We start from the raw sequence: 15,341 nt of genomic DNA, 5'->3' as shown, positions 1-15,341 counted from the left end.
CCCCGGCAGGTGAGGGCGCGAAAGTCCTAGTGGGAATCACGCGGCGCGCCGTTGCCGCGAAAGGTCCGCCAGCCGGAGAACATCGAGGAGATGATCGACTGCTTCGACATGATGTCCTCGCGCACCGCGGCATAGATATGGATGATCACGAAGCAGATGATCACCCACATGCCGAGATGGTGCCAGGTATGCACGTCCTGACTCTGACCGAGAAGTGGGATGACCCAGCTCGAGAACAGGTCGTACTGCCAGGACCCCATGCCGGCCCCCTCGCCGTAGAGCGCCAGTCCAGTCACGATCATGAAGATGGTGAACCAGACGAACAGGAAGTGCATGGCGAGCGTCGCGAGCGGGTTGTGCCCGGAATACTTCATCGGCTCGCTCACCAGCATGGCGTACCAGAGCACCTCGTGCCAGAGCTCCTTCCAGAAACGTCCTTTCCAGACAGGCGGGAGGAATATCTGCCGGGAATGCTCGTTGCCGGCGAAGACCCAGTAGATGCGGAATGCGAAGCCGACGATCAGGACATAGCCCGCAACGAAATGCAGGTAGCGTATCCAGCCGAAGAGGAAACTGGAACTCGCCTCGCCGCCAACCGCCGGCGGCGGCGAGCCGATCAGGTAGCCGGTGCCGGCAAGCATGAGGATGGCGAAGGCATTGACCCAGTGCCAGAGGCGCAGCGGCGCCTCGTAGACATAGACCGCTTCTTCGCTATGCGGAGTTTGGCTCGCGCTCATGGCCGCCCCCTAGCCGCCGAACACAAGCGTAGCGCCCGAGCCGGCAACGACCATGCCGAGCCCGGCGCGCGCCCAGGGCGACGACGCGAGCCTGAGGCCGATGCCGGTGCCGGCCAGATGCAGCGCCGCGGTCGAGAGCGTGAAGCCGGCAATATAGGCAAGTGCCGCGCCGGTCGTCTCGCTCGCATGGGCATGGCCATGGAAGAGGGCGAAGAACCCGGCAAGGCCGATGCCGAGCATGCCGGGAAGGCCGGCACCGGCGACGATCATGATGCCGAGAGCAAGCACGGATAGCGCGATCATGCCTTCGACCGCTGGCAGGCCGATGCCGGCAAAGGCCAACGCCGCACCCGTCATCATCATCGCCACGAAGGTTGCTGGCGGCACCAGGACCCGCGACGGCATGGCCACCGCCGACCAGACCCCGACCGCCGCCATGGCGAGAAGGTGGTCGAGTCCCATCAGCGGATGGGCGATGCCGGCGGCGAACCCGTCGGCATGCCCTGCGCCGACATGGGCGAGCGCCGGGCTGGCAAGGACCGCGAGCGAAGCTGCGGCACCAGGTTTCAGGATAGCGTGTCTCATTTCGTTCCTCCCCTAGCGCACTTTGACATTGGCAAGTTCCTGTCCGTCCGGACCCATGACATGGGTCGAACAGGCAAGGCACGGATCGAAGCTGTGGATCGTCCGCAGGATCTCGACCGGCTCCTCCGGCCGCTCCACCTTGGTGTCCATCAGCGACGCTTCGAAGGCGCCGATATTGCCGGCATGGTCGCGTGGCGAGCCGTTCCAGGTGGTCGGCACGACGCATTGGTAGTTTTCGATCCGGCCGTTCTTGATGCGTATCCAGTGGCCCAACGCCCCGCGCGGCGCTTCGGTGAAGCCGACCCCCTTGACTTCGGCGGGCCAGGACTTCGGATCCCATTTCTGGGTATTGGCGGTCGAGCTGTCTCCAGCCTTGATGGTGGCGATCAGCTTGTCCATGAAGTAGACCTGCTTGCGGGCCGCCCACTGTGCTTCCAGCGCGCGCGCAGCGGTGCGGCCGAGCGTCGAGAACAGCCCCATCAGCGGTACGCCGAGTGCCCGCAGCGTCGAGTCGACCTGCTCCTTGATCTCCTCGTGGCCCTGGACGTAGCCGATGACATAGCGGGCGAGCGGCCCTACCTCCATCGCATGGCCGCGCCAGCGCGGCGCCTTGATCCAGGAATATTTCGCGCTCTCGTCGATTTCGCGGATGTCGGTGCGCGTGCCCTTGGCGTTCGGCCCGAGCTGATAGTTCGGCTCCGTGATACCATCCCATGGATGCAGGCCGTTCGCCTCGTCCGGGTATTTGTACCAAGAGTGGGGCACAAACTCCTGGATCTGCTCGGGATCGCGCACGTCAACGGGCAGCACCTCTTTGAGGTTGCCATCGATGATCGCGCCCTGGGGCATCATCAGGTTGGCTGCCGAATAGTCGTTGGCTTTGTCGGGGATGTCGCCATAGGCAAGAACGCTCTTGCCCGACAGCCCGCCGCCATAGAGCCAGCCCTTGTAGAGACTGCCGATCGCGATGATGTCGGGGATGTAGACGTTGTCGACGAAGGCGATGGCGCGCTCGATGACGCTGCGGACGTAGTTCAGCCGCTCCATGTTGATCGGCGCGCCGGCCGCCATCTCACCGTCGATGTTGATCGCACAAGGCACGCCCCCCACCAGCCAGTTGGGATGGATGTCCTTGCCGCCGAAGATCGTGCGCGTCGTCATGATCTCCTTCTGGAAGTCAAGCGCTTCCAGATAGTGCGTCACCGCCATCAGATTGGCCTCCGGCGGCAGCAGATAGGCCGGGTTGGTCCAGTAGCCGTTCTTGAACGGCCCGAGCTGGCCGCTCTCGACGAACTTCTTCAGCCGGTTCTGGATGTCACGGAAATAGCCCGGCGAGGACATCGGGTGGCTCGGCGAAACGGCCTGCTGCAGCTCCGACGTCGCCTTCGGGTCGGCTCTCAATGCGTTAACCGGGTTGACCCAGTCGAGCGCGTGCAGGTGGTAGAAGTGGACCAGATGATCATGCACCTGCAACGAGAGCTGCATGATGTTGCGGATCGAATTGGCGTTCTCCGGGATTATGATGCCCAGTGCGTCCTCGACCGCACGCACCGAGGTGAGCGCGTGCGTGCCGGTGCACACGCCGCAGATGCGCTGGGTGAAGGCCCAGGCGTCGCGCGGGTCGCGGCCCTTGAGGATGACCTCGAGCCCGCGCCACATGGTGCCGGTCGAGACCGCGTTGCGGATGATGTTGTTCTCGTCGATGTTCACCTCGCAGCGCATATGGCCTTCGATCCGCGTGACCGGATCGACGACCACGCGCTGGCCGGAGGTGTCGAGATTGAAGCCGTTCGGCGTCTGGATGACCATCACTTGTTCCCTCCCTTTTCGCGCATCCGCTTGACCACGCTCGCCGCCGCATGCGCGGCCGCGGCGGCGCCGATCACGGTCGCGGCCGTCGTGCCGATCCTGTCGGCATCGGCCTCGATGCCGAAGCCGTGGACGCGGGTCAGGCGGCTGTAGAAATCGCCCTTGTCCCAGAAGCCGTCCTCGGAGCAGCCGATGCAGGGATGGCCGGCCTGGATCGGGAAGGAGAGGCCGCCGTTCCAGCCCACCGTCGAGCAGGCGTTGTAAGTGGTCGGTCCCTTGCAGCCGACCTTGTAGAGGCAATAGCCCTTGCGCGCGCCCTCGTCATCGAAGGACTCGACGAACTGGCCGGCGTCGAAATGCGGGCGCCGATAGCATTTGTCGTGGATGCGCTGGCTGTAGAACATCTTCGGCCGGCCCTGCCGGTCGAGCTCTGGGAATTTTTCAAAGGTCAGGATGTAGGTGATGACGGCCGTCATCACTTCTGGGATCGGCGGGCAGCCGGGAACCTTGATGATCGGCTTGTCCGGCAGGCCCGGAACCTTATGGACGGGCGTGGCCCGCGTCGGGTTCGGCCGCGCGGCCTGCACGCAGCCCCAGGAGGCGCAGGAGCCCCAGGAGATGATCGCCTTGGCGTTGGAGGCGGCATGGTTGAGCTGGTCGACGAAGGGCTTGCCGCCGATGATGCAGAACATGCCGTCCTCGTTGAGCGGCGCATTGCCTTCGACCGCGAGGATGTAGTTGCCCTTGTACTGTTCGACGACCTCGTCGACGATCGCCTCGGCCTGATGGCCGGCGGCCGCCATGAGCGTGTCGTCATAATCGAGTGAAAGCATCGACAGCACGACGTCCTTGGCGAGCGGGTGCGCCGAGCGGATGAAGCTTTCGGAGCAATGCACGAACCCGCTTCGCGGGAGGGTCGCCTGGTTCTGAGATGACGCGTATTCATAGGCCTTGAGCAGGTAAAGCCTGCGATCCGACCATGGAGTTCCCTTCAACGAAAGGAACTTGCCATGGCTACCTTGTCGACCGACGCTCCGATCACGCCACTTCGCCAGCGCATGCAGCAAGACATGCTGATGCGGGGCCTGGGACCGCATACGCAGCAGGATTACGTTCGTCATGTCCGGCGCTTCGCCGCGTTCCTTGGCCGCGCGCCCGACACCGCAGCGCCCGAGGACATCCGGCGCTTCCAGCTGTATCAGCATGAGAACGGCGTCGGTCCTGCGACGATTAACGGCGCGGTCTCGGCGCTGCGGTTCCTGTTCACCGTGACGCTGAAGCGGCGCGATTTGGCGCGCGCGCTGGTGGTCACCCGGTATCCGCGCAAGCTGCCCGAGGTGCTGAGCGTCGAGGAAGCGGCGCGGCTGCTCGAAGCGGCGCCAGGCATCAAGTACAAGGCCGCGCTCGGTGTCGCCTATGGCGCCGGTCTGCGCGTGTCCGAGGTCGCGCATCTCAAGGTCGACGACATCGACTCGACACGCATGCTGATCCGCGTCGAACAGGGCAAGGGACGCAGGGACCGCAACGCCATGCTCTCGCCGCAACTGCTGGAACTGCTGCGACTGTGGTGGCGCGAAGGCAAGCGGCGCGGGGTGATGCTCCCGCATGGCTGGCTGTTCCCGGGGCGCAGTTGCATCGCGCCGATCTCATCGCGGCAACTGCATCGCGCGGTCCAGGAAGCAGCCGAAGTCGCCGGCATCCGCAAGCGCGTCAGCCCGCACACGCTGCGTCACAGCTTCGCCACCCACCTGCTTGAGCAGGATGTCGACATCCGCGTCATCCAGGTGCTGCTCGGGCACAGCAAGCTCGATACCACCGCGCTCTACACCAAGGTCTCGACCCGCACGATCCACGCGGTCGCAGGGCCGCTGGACCGGCTGATGGCGCTGATGGAAGGCAAGACGCCGTCCGGCTGAACCGGTGCGCGCCGACCTGGAGGTCGCCGATATCTTCCGTGCTGCCGGCCCCGGATACCGGGTCTCCCACGCCGGGCATCTGAGCCTGCAGCAGCTCAAGGTCATGTCGGCGATCGAACAGTGTCGCACCGCTGCATTGGGTGGTCATGTCGAAGCCTGTGCGGACTGCGGCCAATGGCGGATCGCCTATAACAGCTGCCGCAACCGGCACTGTCCCAGGTGCCAGGGCGCGGCCGCGCGTACATGGCTCGCCGAGCGCGAAGCCGACCTGCTGCCAGTCGGATACTTCCACGTCGTGTTCACGCTGCCGGCCGAGGTCGCCGAGATCGCGTTCCACAACAAGGCGCTGGTCTATGACCTGCTGTTCAAGGCGGCATCGGAGACCATGCTGACGATCGCGGCCGATCCCAGGCATCTCGGCGCGCGCATCGGCATCACCGCCGTGCTCCACACATGGGGATCGGCGATGACCCACCATCCGCATGTCCACATGATCGTGCCGGGCGGCGGCATCGCGCCGGACGGGAGCCGCTGGATATCGTCGCGCCCGGCCTTCCTGCTCCCGGTCAGAGTACTGGGCAAGTTGTTCCGCCGCCTGTTCCTCACCCGGCTGATCGCGCTGCACGACGCCGATCGGCTCGCCTTCTTCGGCACCCTTGCTCGTCTCGTCGAGCGGCAGGCCTTCCTGCGGCACCTGTCGCCGGTCCGGAACAAGCGCTGGGTGGTCTACGCCAAGGCGCCCTTCGCCGGGCCGGAAGCGGTGCTCGCCTACCTGTCGCGCTACACGCACCGGGTCGCGATCTCGAACCGCCGCCTGATCGCCTTCGACGAGGCTGGAGTCACCTTCCGCTACAAGGACTATCGCCGCGATGGTGTCGAGCGCCAGCGCGCCATGACGCTTGCCGCCGACGAGTTCATCCGCCGCTTCCTGCTCCATGTCCTGCCGCGTGGGTTCCACCGCATCCGTCACTATGGGCTGCTCGCCAGCTCCGCCCGCAAGGCCAGCCTCGCACTCGCGCGCGAACTGCTGAACGTCGATCTGCCGCCCCAAGACGACACTTCGGAAGAACCGGCTGACGTCCGCCGGCCTTGCCCTTGCTGCGGCGGACGCATGGTCGTCATCGAGAGGTTCGAACGGTGGGGCCAGCCTCGTGCACCGCCTGCCTCAAGAGCGCCGAACCGGGAGAACGCCCCATGACCCGGCATGACCAAGTTGCTCGTACGACCGCGCCACGCCGGCGCCGGTCAACAGGATCTTATGTGCACGTTGCCGTGGCGCTGGTCGTCACGCACACCAATCCCGTCGGAATCAACGCAACAGCCTCTGCGACCTGGCCCGGAAGCCGCTTCCACGACATGCCCGGCGCATCTTATGCAGAAGTTCGCGACAGCCGCTGGCGCACCCCGAGGCACAAATCCCCATAGGCAATCGCCTGCGGCCCGCGGGTTCCTGCATCAGAGACTTTCGTACGCCTGACGGCACCCGAAACCCTTCAGCAGCAAGTGCATTCAAGCCCGTGCAGCCACAGCACCGGAATGCGCGGCTTGGACTCCATCGCGTAAGCTATTTTCGGCGCAAAGGCCGGTCCAAGGCCGAGGGAAGCCGCCGTCAGGCTGCAGAATTTCAGGAAACTTCGGCGGGTGATCCCCTGTCGGCGCATGACCTCGTAGAATGTTTGTTGCATCAGGCCTTCCTCCACAGGCGGCGGCGTCTCCTGGTGCCGCGGACATGCGAAGGCGAAGCAAGTCCGATGCCAGAGTTAAAAAGCCGAATAAATTCAAAACTCAGATGCTCTTCGAGGCGTTGACTTGTTCCGGTCGCCGGCAAAGGAGTGGAAACCGGGCTGGCAGATTTCGAACAAAGTTTCCGCGATGCGGCGAGACGAGCGAAGAGGCCTGGCGACGGGTGCCGACGGGATTTCGGCGGGCCTCGACCGACCTCGCCCAGAGGCCACGCGCAGCTTGTCAGGACGGCCGAGCAGATCGCGCTTGGCCTGCGCGGCTACAGCAGACTGGGAATCGCGGGATTTGCACCATCTACTCGTCGCCGCTTGCGTTGAAACCGCTGTTGTCGGGTTTGTCGCATCCGCGACACGGTGATGTTCGGCCGCGCGCCGCCGCACTCGCAGCTAAGCCATTGAATAAAATGCAGACTGGTTTCTGAGGCTGCACGTGCCGCGGTCGTGACCGGTCTTTCATTGCGTGAGGCCGAACGTGCGATTGCAGCTCCTGCCGCCGCGCAAAGAGAGGTTCAAGATTTGTGCCAACTGCGCTTGGCCGGCAGGTGGCATAGAGCGGCGCCTGAGAATGAAAGTGCCGGCCGCCCAGCCTTCATAGCCGTTCCTCCTTTGTGGCGTGACGGCCCGAAAGTCGCCATCGCGTCAGATGTTCATCAGGGTTCGGCATAGCCGGGGCTCGTCCGGCGACAGTCATGGCAGCGACTTGGCTTCTGGAGCCGCTCATCCGGCCGATAAGAACATATGCGCGTCCTGAAGTATTGCGTTCCGCGTTACACTACCGTATATACGTCCGCAGCACAGGAGCGCGCCATGGCCACCACAGCCACCAGGAAGGAAACACCCGTCTCGATGCGGTTTCGCGACGATGATCTCACCATCATCGACCGCGGCGCGGAGCTGCTCGGCCTGTCGCGCACGGAGTTCATGCGGCGCGCCGCGCTGCACGAGGCGCAGGCGGCCATCCTCAACGAAACCGTCATCCGCGTGTCCCCGGAAGCTTATGACGCCTTCATGCAGGCGATCTCAGCCCCCGCCGCTGCGCCCCCGCCGAAGGCGGCCGAGCGGCTGCGTCGGTCCCCGCCCTGGGACCGTTAGGTGGCGCTTTCAGGCATCGAACTCCTCGACGACGCGCACCGCCTCGACAGCTTCGATTGCGGCAAGCCGGCGCTCAATGCTTGGCTGGCCGGCTTCGCGCGAACGAACCAGGTCCGCGGCTTTACCCGCGTCCTGGTCGTTCACGATGAGGGAACAGTCGTCGGCTATTACGGCCTCGCGCCGGGCGTGATCCAGCCAAACAGCGCACGGCGCGCCATCCGCACCGGACGGCCGCCCGATCCGATCCCCTGCCTGTTGATTGCACAACTCGCCGTCGACCATCGCTATGCCGGACAAGGCATCGGCAGCGGCCTGGTCAAGGACGCGCTGCATCGCTGCGTCGCCGGCGCCGACATCGTCGGCGGCCGCGCAGTGGTGGTGCGGGCGATCGACGCCGAGGCCGAGCGCTACTGGCAGAGCTGGGGCTTCATTCCCGCGCGGGACAATCCGTCGGTGCTCATGCGCTCGATCCAGGACGTGGGCCTCTGGCTGGCCGACAAAGGCCACTAGCTCCACGCGCGTAGCGCCTCCGTAGCGGCAGCGTCCGGGCGCGCCGGCCTGCAGCCGGATGACGATCCCTCACGCAGGGCCAGAGGGAGACGGCGGTCAGAGCGAGGAAGCTAGCAATAATCTGGGCGACTGGGCTGCCTACCAGGTCCCGTCTCGTGAAGGCGCTAGAGGATACTGGATCCAGCCGCCAAAGACCGGGAGATGGCGCGGCGCGCGGACTTTGGGATGATAGTCTGGGACGGCGCATCGCCCGGCACGGCCGTCAACGTGCTTCAGCTCGCCAATCGCGAACAAGCCGTGCGTCATTTGCGATCTGGCCAGGGGCAGCATGGCGACTACGTACAATGTGGGAGACTGGTGCGCCATGCTCCGCGATGCCGGTCCAGACATTCGGCGGGCCAAGCGAAGCCCGCATGGCGCCGGACGAGCGCCTGGCGTTGCTGGGATGATGTACGCGCGGTCCCGGCGGGTTTGACCCGATAGGCTTGATCCGGCCCCGCCCCCAACTCCACTTGTATGAACGGCCGGGGCCGGCCCTTTTCGAAACCGGCCCACCGCCGCGTGACGTTGTGCAGGATGATCGTCTTGACCCGTCTCGCATCTGAAGCGGGTGCAAGCCTGCCGAACATCCCGGCTGCTTGGTCATTCAACCTGGCTGCGAGGCATCGCCACCGTGGGGGTGGCGTTCGCTGCCAGTCGGCTCCGATCTCGAAACCGCTGTGCCGCCATACCGAACACGCAACTCGGTTTAAGCGCCAGGCTGCTGTTCGAGGTATTGACGACGCAGGCGACATGACCGGAAAGGCTGGCGGGGTAAGCAGCTTCCATCGATCCGGCGGCATTGCGGATGTGGCTGGCGATGGCGGCCTGAGTTCTTGTCCATCTGCCGCATAGCGGGTGGTCAGGTGCTGGTCGCGTTTCCGGCGAGCCGAAGCATTTGTCTCTCAAGGTCACCCCTTGGAAATCCAGCACCAGCGGCTTGTCGGGACAAGATAGATGCTATTGGGATTTGGCCGCCGCAGCCGCGAGCATCGCTTCTCCCATCCCATTGACGCCTCGGGCATTCAGCATTTCACCAGCGTTCTGAATGTCGCGCACCTCTTTGTTCTGGCTGAGTTTTGATTTACCAACCAGGCCGGTGATCTCGATTTCCAGGGCGACGATCGCCTTAACCATCGTGTCAATGAAGTCCTTCGGCGCGTCGCCCATCTTCCACGGGGCAGGCTGCGAGGCTTCATGCATGTGAGTGAGCTTCGCCACGTTACGGCGCACATAGCGCTCATCATCCCGGACAGTGATGCGTCCGTGGGCGTGGACGACGAGATAGTTCCACGTCGGCACCTGCTTATGGAATTCATGCTTGCTTGGATACCAGTTCGGCGAGATGTAAGCGTCGGCCGCACGGAAGATAACGAGGACTTCATCGCCATTGGCAACTTCCTCCCAGACTCGATTTTTGCGTGCAACATGGCAATTGAGGAGGCCTTTGTCTCCCTTCGAGCGGTCAAGCTCGAAGGGAATGTGGTTCGCGTCGAGTGTGCCTTTGCTGTGGGTGACCAGGATACCGAGCGGATGTCTCTCGATTAGGTCAAACAGGGTGTTCTGATCGGGGACGGCAAAATGGGGCGGAACGTACAACGGTGGATCTCCTGTCGCGAATGGGCGGTCGTTAGCGAGCGGCGGTGTCTTGCGGAACGGGCCCGGGCATCTTTGTTGCCGGCGAAGAGGGCCCCGGATCTCGCTGTCCACCACGCTCAAGAACTGCCATCGAGAAGTGGGCAGGCAGATCAGATGCCGCCGCGTATGAGTGCGGTTGGTCAGTGACAAGCCGCACACTCTCGCCTTGGCTCAAAATTACTGCGTGGGTACCCACCACGACACTTAGGGACCCCTGAGTCACCGAGATCAGCTCGCGCGTATCCGGACTATGAGCATCTGAGGAAAACACGTCGCCCGGCATAATGGCCCAGCTCCACAGTTCGAACATCGTTCGTCCCGAGATCGATGAATGAAGTTGTGCAAAGCTTCCTTTAGCGCTTGTCCAAAGCGTCCTCGTCTCTGTCCGCTCAATAGGAAGGCGAACTGTGGAAGGATGGTCATTCAACAAATCGGCCACCGAAAGCGAAAACGCCGCCGCCAGTCGGCAAAGTATGCCGATGCTGGGGTTCGCCTTGCCTTGCTCCAGCGTGACGACGGTTCCCTTGGATAAGCCGCTCAGTTTTGCCAGTCGATCCAGGGTCAGGTTTTGGTCGCGCCTCAATTGTCGGATCCGAACCGCTATCGCTTGGCCAAGCACCCGCTCGGGGTCCAACGCTGTCGTAACATCGGTCATTATATTGACTTAGTGCCTCGGCTCACTTATTACGGTCAATATAATGACCGGCCTGAAATTGTGCAACTGCCCCGTTAGCGAGGAAATGACCGATGCGTTTTGAAACGAAGGCGATCCATTGCGGCCGAGCTGTCGACGCTTCCACGGGAGCGGTGTCCCTGCCGCTGCACACCAGCACGACGTTCCAACGTAGCGTCGACGGCTCGTTTCCTTCCGGATTCGAATACACCCGGGATGGAAATCCGACACGCAACGCGTTCGAAATGGCCATGGCCGCGCTCGAGGGCGGAGAAGATGGCATTGCCTTCGCGTCGGGCATGGCTGCAATCGCTGCAGTCTTTGAGAGCCATCCGTCGACGGGTCGGATCGTTCTGCCGGATCACATGTATTTCGGCATTCGTTCGCTGATTGACGAGACCGACATTGGGTCTCGCTTCGACTTTGCGGCCGTCGACATGCGCGATCTGGATGCCGTGCGCGCCGCGGTCACGTCGAAGCGGACTGGCCTCGTCTGGGTCGAGACGCCGTCAAACCCGATGATCCGCGTTGTCGACATTTCGGCCATCTGCAAAATCGCGCACGAGGCTGGCGCCTTGGCCGTAGTGGACAACACGTGGGCAACTCCAGTGCTTCAACGGCCCCTCGAAGTTGGGGCGGACGCGGTCATGCACTCGGCGACAAAGTACATCGGCGGCCACTCGGACTTGATGGCGGGCGTCGTCATTGTCCCGCACTCGTCACCCCTCGGTCGCCCACTGCGGATGGTCCAGAGACACAAGGGCAGCGTCGCAGCGCCATTCGACTGTTGGCTGGCATTGCGGGGCCTGCAGACATTGTCGGTACGCATGCGCGCGCATTGCGAAGGCGCCCAGAAGGTTGCTGAGGCTTTGGCGTCTCATCCGCGTGTCGAAAAAGTACTTTTTCCTGGCCTGCAAACTGATCCGGGACACGATCTCGCTAAGCGGCAAATGAGCCATTACGGAGCGATGCTATCCTTTATCGTCAAAGGCGGAGCCGATGCTGCGATGGCCGTGGCCGGCCGCCTCGAGGTTATTGCCAGGGCGACAAGCCTTGGCGGGACGCACTCTCTGATTGAGCATCGCGCATCCGTCGAGGGTGCCAAGTCCAAGGCGCCAGGCGGATTACTGCGAATGTCAGTGGGACTTGAGCATCCTCAGGACATTATCGATGATCTGATGCAGGCCCTAGGCGGAACCTTCAAAGCGGCAGCCGAATGACGCGGGTGCAAGAACTCTGGCAGCGCTTTACGTGGCGGCTGGCGCAGCAATGCGGCCTGCTACGGTTGGGCGCCTAGATCAGGCAAAGCATCTTCGACGATGCTTAGATTTCGATCGAAAATCTCGGTGTCGGATGCGTTGGCGCGGAGAGACCGCACCTTGTTCAGGATCGCCGCAACCGCCGCTTCAGGCCTGGCGATGCGGCCCGACCTTTTCGAGGAAACCGCCGGTCTGCATCAGCTCGGCGATCTTCTTGTGCGCGACTAAACGGTCGAGACCGTCGAGCTCGCCCCAGACCGCCTAGCGCTCCGGCGTCACCTCCAGCCCGGCGAGAAAGTCGTCATTGTCCGTGAGGGTGACCGCCGCATTGACAGTGAGGATGTTGACCGCCGCCAGCCGGTGGCGCTTGCCGACCTCGAAGTCGTTGAAGTCATGCGCCGGCGTGATCTTGACCGCACCACTGCCTTTTTCGGGATCGGAATACTCGTCCGCCACCACCGGGATCCTGCGGCCGACGATCGGCAGGATGAGGTTCTTGCCGACAAGATGCCGGAAACGTTCATCGTCGGGGTGGACTGCGACGGCCGTATCGCCCAGCATCGTCTCCGGGCGGGTCGTCGCAACGGTGATGAAGGTCTTCGGATTTTCCGGATCGAATGTCATGCCTTCGACCGGATAGCGGAAGTGCCAGAGATTGCCGTTGACCTCCTGCTGCTCGACCTCGAGATCCGAGATGGCGGTCAACAGCTTCGGGTCCCAGTTCACAAGGCGCTTGTCCTTGTAGATCAGCCCTTCCTTGTAGAGCGTCACGAACACTTCGAGCACGGCCTTGGACAGGCCTTCGTCCATGGTGAAGCGCTCCCGGCTCCAGTCGGCCGAGGCCCCGAGCCGCTTCAGCTGGTTGAGGATGGCGCCGCCGGACTCCGCCTTCCATTCCCACACCTTGTCGATGAACTCATCGCGGGTCAGGTCGCGGCGGTGGATCTGCTTCTCCATCAGCTGGCGCTCGACCACCATCTGCGTGGCGATGCCGGCATGGTCCATGCCCGGCTGCCACAGCACGTTCTTGCCGCGCATGCGCTCGAAGCGCACCAGAATGTCCTGAAGCGTGTTGTTGAGCGCATGACCCATATGCAGCGAGCCGGTGACATTCGGCGGCGGGATGACGATGGTGAAGGCTTCAGCCCCCTCCTCGGCCCCGGCACCGGCCCGAAACGTCTTTTCAAGCGTATTATGTTTTTTTGTGCATAGACCAACGAGTTGAACGGCGGCCCCATAAATCGCCGATGTGTAGGTCGGGCAAAGGCGTCCACCAGCTCGTACTTGTCAGACGATGCCACCCTTGATCTTGCACCCGCCTCCGATACCAGCGATGCGCTGCGTCGTATGCTCATGCCTGTCAGGATGGGATGGGCGCTGCTAGCACCGTGGCAGTTTGACAACCCGGCCATCGGGGCGGTAGCACCGTACAAGGCCAAGAGTCGCAGGGCAGACCGCACCCCATCGGGCTGCGCGACCCAGACCAGCTGACGCCCAACTGGCACACTCATCGCGCATCAGCACCGTGGATGCGACATCTACTTTGTTTACTTTGTTGCGAGCGCGATATCGGAACTTGGTTGTGACGCAGCTGTGCGTAAGCGCACCGCTGTCAGCAAGTGAGTGAGCGAAAGAACTACGTGGTGGAGGTGAGAAGTCATGCGGCGTCAAGATTCCCCGCCCTTTGCAGCAAACACACTGATTCCTCTTCAGAATCCGGTCTTTCGTTCGATCTGGACAGCCACGCAGATATCCAGCCTTGGCTGGCTGGTGCAGAGCGTGGCTATAAGCTGGCTTATGGCAACGATTTCAGCCTCCGATCTGATGGTTGCGCTCGTGCAGGCTGCATCGACACTGCCCGCCTTCTTCTTGTCGATCCTTGCTGGAGCGATTGCAGACAGCTTCAGCCGCCGCGGCGTGATGCTTGCCGGACATTGCCTGATCGCACTGGCATCCACGGCGCTGGCTCTCTCTGTTGGACTGGGCTTTGTCAGTCCATGGCTGATCTTGGGACTGAGTTTCTTGGCGGGATGCGGCTTTGCCTTGAATGATCCAGCCTGGCACGCCTCGGTCGGCGACATCCTCGAAAAGCGCGACATACCCGCTGCAGTGACGCTGATGTCGGTGGGGTACAACGTGGTTCGGAGCATAGGACCGGCGCTGGGCGGTGTAATTTTGGCTTTGCTGGGCCCCCTTACGGCTTTCGCCTTCGCTGCGCTGACCGACCTGGTCCCATTGAGCGCTGTCCTGCGCTCCAAGTGGCAAGTTCGTTCTTCGCCTCTTCCGCGCGAGCGGATGACGACGGCCATTCATGATGGCATGCGCTTCACGGCAATCTCCTCGGAGATCAGAGTGGCGATCGTGCGTGCAACCCTGTTCGGGCTGTCAAGCATCTCGATCCTTGCTCTGCTCCCCCTCCTAGTTCGCGACCAACTGGCGGGGGGGCCAATTGTTTACGGCGTCCTGTTGGCCGGCTTCGGCACAGGCGCCTTCATCGCGGGCATTGGCAATAGCTACTTGAGACGCATCACGTCCCAAAATCGATTGATCACGCTCGCGTCCGTTGCTTGCGCAACGTGTTGCCTTTTACTGGCTCTCACATCATCGGTGGCTGTAGCAGCGATCGCGCTTGCAATCGCTGGCGCAGGCTGGGTTGTCACCTGGACCGGAACCGACGTGTGTGTGCAGTTGGCAAGCCCAAGATGGGTCGTTGGTCGCACCCTGTCGATCTATTACGCCCTGACCTACGGCGGCATGGCAGCGGGCAGCTGGATCTGGGGTGCTGTCGCGCAGTACTATTCCCTGACGTGGGCTTTGGAAGGTGCTGCAGCGGCGCTGTTGCTGGTTGCAGCTGTGGGAAAGCTATTGCCGGTACGGCTATGGGAGGAATCGGATCAAGGGGCCTTCGACTTCAGGCCACCAGAACTGGCCCTCGATTTGAAGCCCAGGAGCGGCCCGATCGTGATCAAGGTGGAGTACTCGATCCCCGAGGAGAATATCGAGGAATTTCTGAGCTGCATGCGCGAAAGGCGGCGCGTTCAGAGCCGTGCCGGTGCGCGGGACTGGACCCTCCAGCGCGATCTTCAGAACTCGACTCTTTGGACCGAGACATTCCGCACGCCGACATGGACGGACTATCTTCGTCTAAACCATCGGCTAACGGTGACTGACAGGGAGGTAGGCGAGCGCCTTGCCGCTCTGCAGGTCGGTGATTCTCCTCCTCGTCTCTCACTTTCGATCGAGCGGTCGACAAGCCCCGCCCCCGGCAGCCAAGTCCAGCCTGTGCCCTTTGTATCGCGCCCGTAAGGAAACCAGTAACTTTTCTGGGCTCGGACACGGGA

13 protein-coding genes and 2 pseudogenes are annotated in these 15,341 nt (G+C 62.9%); 7 read left to right on the top strand and 8 right to left on the bottom strand.

The genetic code is table 11. The features are described from left to right. Positions 1-26: 26 nt before the first annotated feature. From cybH to NKI54_RS24710, 4 genes are read right to left on the bottom strand one after another with little or no spacing between them, the layout of a single operon-like run. Complete coding sequence (cybH, locus tag NKI54_RS24725) at positions 27-737, bottom strand: Ni/Fe-hydrogenase, b-type cytochrome subunit (RefSeq protein ID WP_023800991.1); 711 nt, start codon at positions 735-737, stop codon at positions 27-29. 9 nt (positions 738-746) lie between these two features. Continuing rightward, positions 747-1,322, bottom strand: a complete 576-nt coding sequence (locus NKI54_RS24720; protein ID WP_352643825.1) for a HupE/UreJ family protein — start codon at positions 1,320-1,322, stop codon at positions 747-749. Between the two features lie 12 nt (positions 1,323-1,334). After that, positions 1,335-3,131 carry a nickel-dependent hydrogenase large subunit gene (locus NKI54_RS24715; protein WP_352692605.1) on the bottom strand — a complete coding sequence of 599 codons (1,797 nt, stop codon included), beginning with the start codon at positions 3,129-3,131 and terminating at the stop codon, positions 1,335-1,337. After that, positions 3,131-4,126: a hydrogenase small subunit gene (locus NKI54_RS24710; protein WP_352692594.1), complete on the bottom strand. Its 996-nt coding sequence runs from the start codon at positions 4,124-4,126 to the stop codon at positions 3,131-3,133. The genes NKI54_RS24715 and NKI54_RS24710 overlap by 1 nt, the downstream gene beginning before the upstream one ends. A 15-nt stretch (positions 4,127-4,141) precedes the next feature. Between NKI54_RS24710 and NKI54_RS24705 the strand changes: the two genes are divergently transcribed. Together NKI54_RS24705 and NKI54_RS24700 are read left to right on the top strand one after the other, a co-directional pair. Next, the gene (locus tag NKI54_RS24705) at positions 4,142-5,047 is read left to right on the top strand and encodes a tyrosine-type recombinase/integrase (protein WP_352579906.1); all 906 of its coding nucleotides are present in this window, start codon (positions 4,142-4,144) and stop codon (positions 5,045-5,047) included. Positions 5,048-5,051: 4 nt separating this feature from the next. Next, positions 5,052-6,245, top strand: coding sequence for an IS91 family transposase (locus NKI54_RS24700; protein ID WP_502897066.1), 1,194 nt, complete (start codon positions 5,052-5,054; stop codon positions 6,243-6,245). A 298-nt stretch (positions 6,246-6,543) separates the two neighbouring features. On the opposite strand, the pseudogene NKI54_RS24695 reads toward NKI54_RS24700, so the two are convergent. Next, positions 6,544-6,732 (bottom strand): annotated as a pseudogene (locus tag NKI54_RS24695) (twin-arginine translocation signal domain-containing protein); the annotation flags it as partial. An 864-nt stretch (positions 6,733-7,596) separates the two neighbouring features. Here NKI54_RS24695 and NKI54_RS24690 point away from each other — a divergent pair. Next, positions 7,597-7,881 (top strand): type II toxin-antitoxin system TacA family antitoxin, encoded by a 285-nt coding sequence (locus NKI54_RS24690; RefSeq protein ID WP_031255614.1) that lies wholly within the window; start codon positions 7,597-7,599, stop codon positions 7,879-7,881. Further along, entirely contained in the window at positions 7,882-8,391 is a 510-nt protein-coding gene (locus NKI54_RS24685; RefSeq protein ID WP_352692593.1) for a GNAT family N-acetyltransferase, read from the top strand. It abuts the gene before it with no gap. Between the two features lie 999 nt (positions 8,392-9,390). Here the strand turns inward: NKI54_RS24685 and NKI54_RS24680 are convergent. Both NKI54_RS24680 and NKI54_RS24675 read right to left on the bottom strand, forming a co-directional pair. Further along, positions 9,391-10,029: an FMN-binding negative transcriptional regulator gene (locus NKI54_RS24680; RefSeq protein ID WP_352643346.1), complete on the bottom strand. Its 639-nt coding sequence runs from the start codon at positions 10,027-10,029 to the stop codon at positions 9,391-9,393. Between the two features lie 31 nt (positions 10,030-10,060). After that, the gene (locus NKI54_RS24675) at positions 10,061-10,723 is read right to left on the bottom strand and encodes a helix-turn-helix domain-containing protein (protein WP_352625521.1); all 663 of its coding nucleotides are present in this window, start codon (positions 10,721-10,723) and stop codon (positions 10,061-10,063) included. Between the two features lie 92 nt (positions 10,724-10,815). Between NKI54_RS24675 and NKI54_RS24670 the strand changes: the two genes are divergently transcribed. Together NKI54_RS24670 and NKI54_RS24665 are read left to right on the top strand one after the other, a co-directional pair. Then, positions 10,816-11,961 (top strand): trans-sulfuration enzyme family protein, encoded by a 1,146-nt coding sequence (locus NKI54_RS24670; RefSeq protein WP_352692592.1) that lies wholly within the window; start codon positions 10,816-10,818, stop codon positions 11,959-11,961. Positions 11,962-12,060: 99 nt separating this feature from the next. Continuing rightward, the gene (locus NKI54_RS24665) at positions 12,061-12,228 is read left to right on the top strand and encodes a hypothetical protein (RefSeq protein ID WP_352692606.1); all 168 of its coding nucleotides are present in this window, start codon (positions 12,061-12,063) and stop codon (positions 12,226-12,228) included. On the opposite strand, the pseudogene NKI54_RS24660 reads toward NKI54_RS24665, so the two are convergent. Further along, positions 12,151-13,176, bottom strand: a pseudogene (locus NKI54_RS24660) (class I tRNA ligase family protein); the annotation flags it as partial. The gene NKI54_RS24665 and the pseudogene NKI54_RS24660 overlap by 78 nt on opposite strands. A 483-nt stretch (positions 13,177-13,659) precedes the next feature. On the opposite strand from NKI54_RS24660, the gene NKI54_RS24655 reads away from it, so the two are divergent. Continuing rightward, on the top strand, positions 13,660-15,306 hold the full coding sequence (locus NKI54_RS24655; protein WP_031194952.1) for an MFS transporter: 1,647 nt from the start codon (positions 13,660-13,662) through the stop codon (positions 15,304-15,306). Positions 15,307-15,341 lie beyond the last annotated feature (35 nt).

The organism is Mesorhizobium sp. M0663 (genome assembly GCF_040320585.1).
Classification (GTDB): domain Bacteria; phylum Pseudomonadota; class Alphaproteobacteria; order Rhizobiales; family Rhizobiaceae; genus Mesorhizobium.
Note: the sequence above shows the minus strand (reverse complement) of the source record. Positions and strands in the feature narration are given on the sequence as shown.

Excerpts from the sequence above, each read along its gene's own strand:
- NKI54_RS24705 (WP_352579906.1), top strand. The coding sequence starts at position 4,142 with ATGGCTACCTTGTCGACCGACGCTCCGATCACGCCACTTCGCCAGCGC.
- NKI54_RS24720 (WP_352643825.1), bottom strand. The coding sequence starts at position 1,322 with ATGAGACACGCTATCCTGAAACCTGGTGCCGCAGCTTCGCTCGCGGTC.
- NKI54_RS24690 (WP_031255614.1), top strand. The coding sequence starts at position 7,597 with ATGGCCACCACAGCCACCAGGAAGGAAACACCCGTCTCGATGCGGTTT.
- NKI54_RS24670 (WP_352692592.1), top strand. The coding sequence starts at position 10,816 with ATGCGTTTTGAAACGAAGGCGATCCATTGCGGCCGAGCTGTCGACGCT.
- NKI54_RS24675 (WP_352625521.1), bottom strand. The coding sequence starts at position 10,723 with ATGACCGATGTTACGACAGCGTTGGACCCCGAGCGGGTGCTTGGCCAA.
- cybH (WP_023800991.1), bottom strand. The coding sequence starts at position 737 with ATGAGCGCGAGCCAAACTCCGCATAGCGAAGAAGCGGTCTATGTCTAC.
- NKI54_RS24665 (WP_352692606.1), top strand. The coding sequence starts at position 12,061 with ATGCTTAGATTTCGATCGAAAATCTCGGTGTCGGATGCGTTGGCGCGG.
- NKI54_RS24655 (WP_031194952.1), top strand. The coding sequence starts at position 13,660 with ATGCGGCGTCAAGATTCCCCGCCCTTTGCAGCAAACACACTGATTCCT.
- NKI54_RS24715 (WP_352692605.1), bottom strand. The coding sequence starts at position 3,131 with ATGGTCATCCAGACGCCGAACGGCTTCAATCTCGACACCTCCGGCCAG.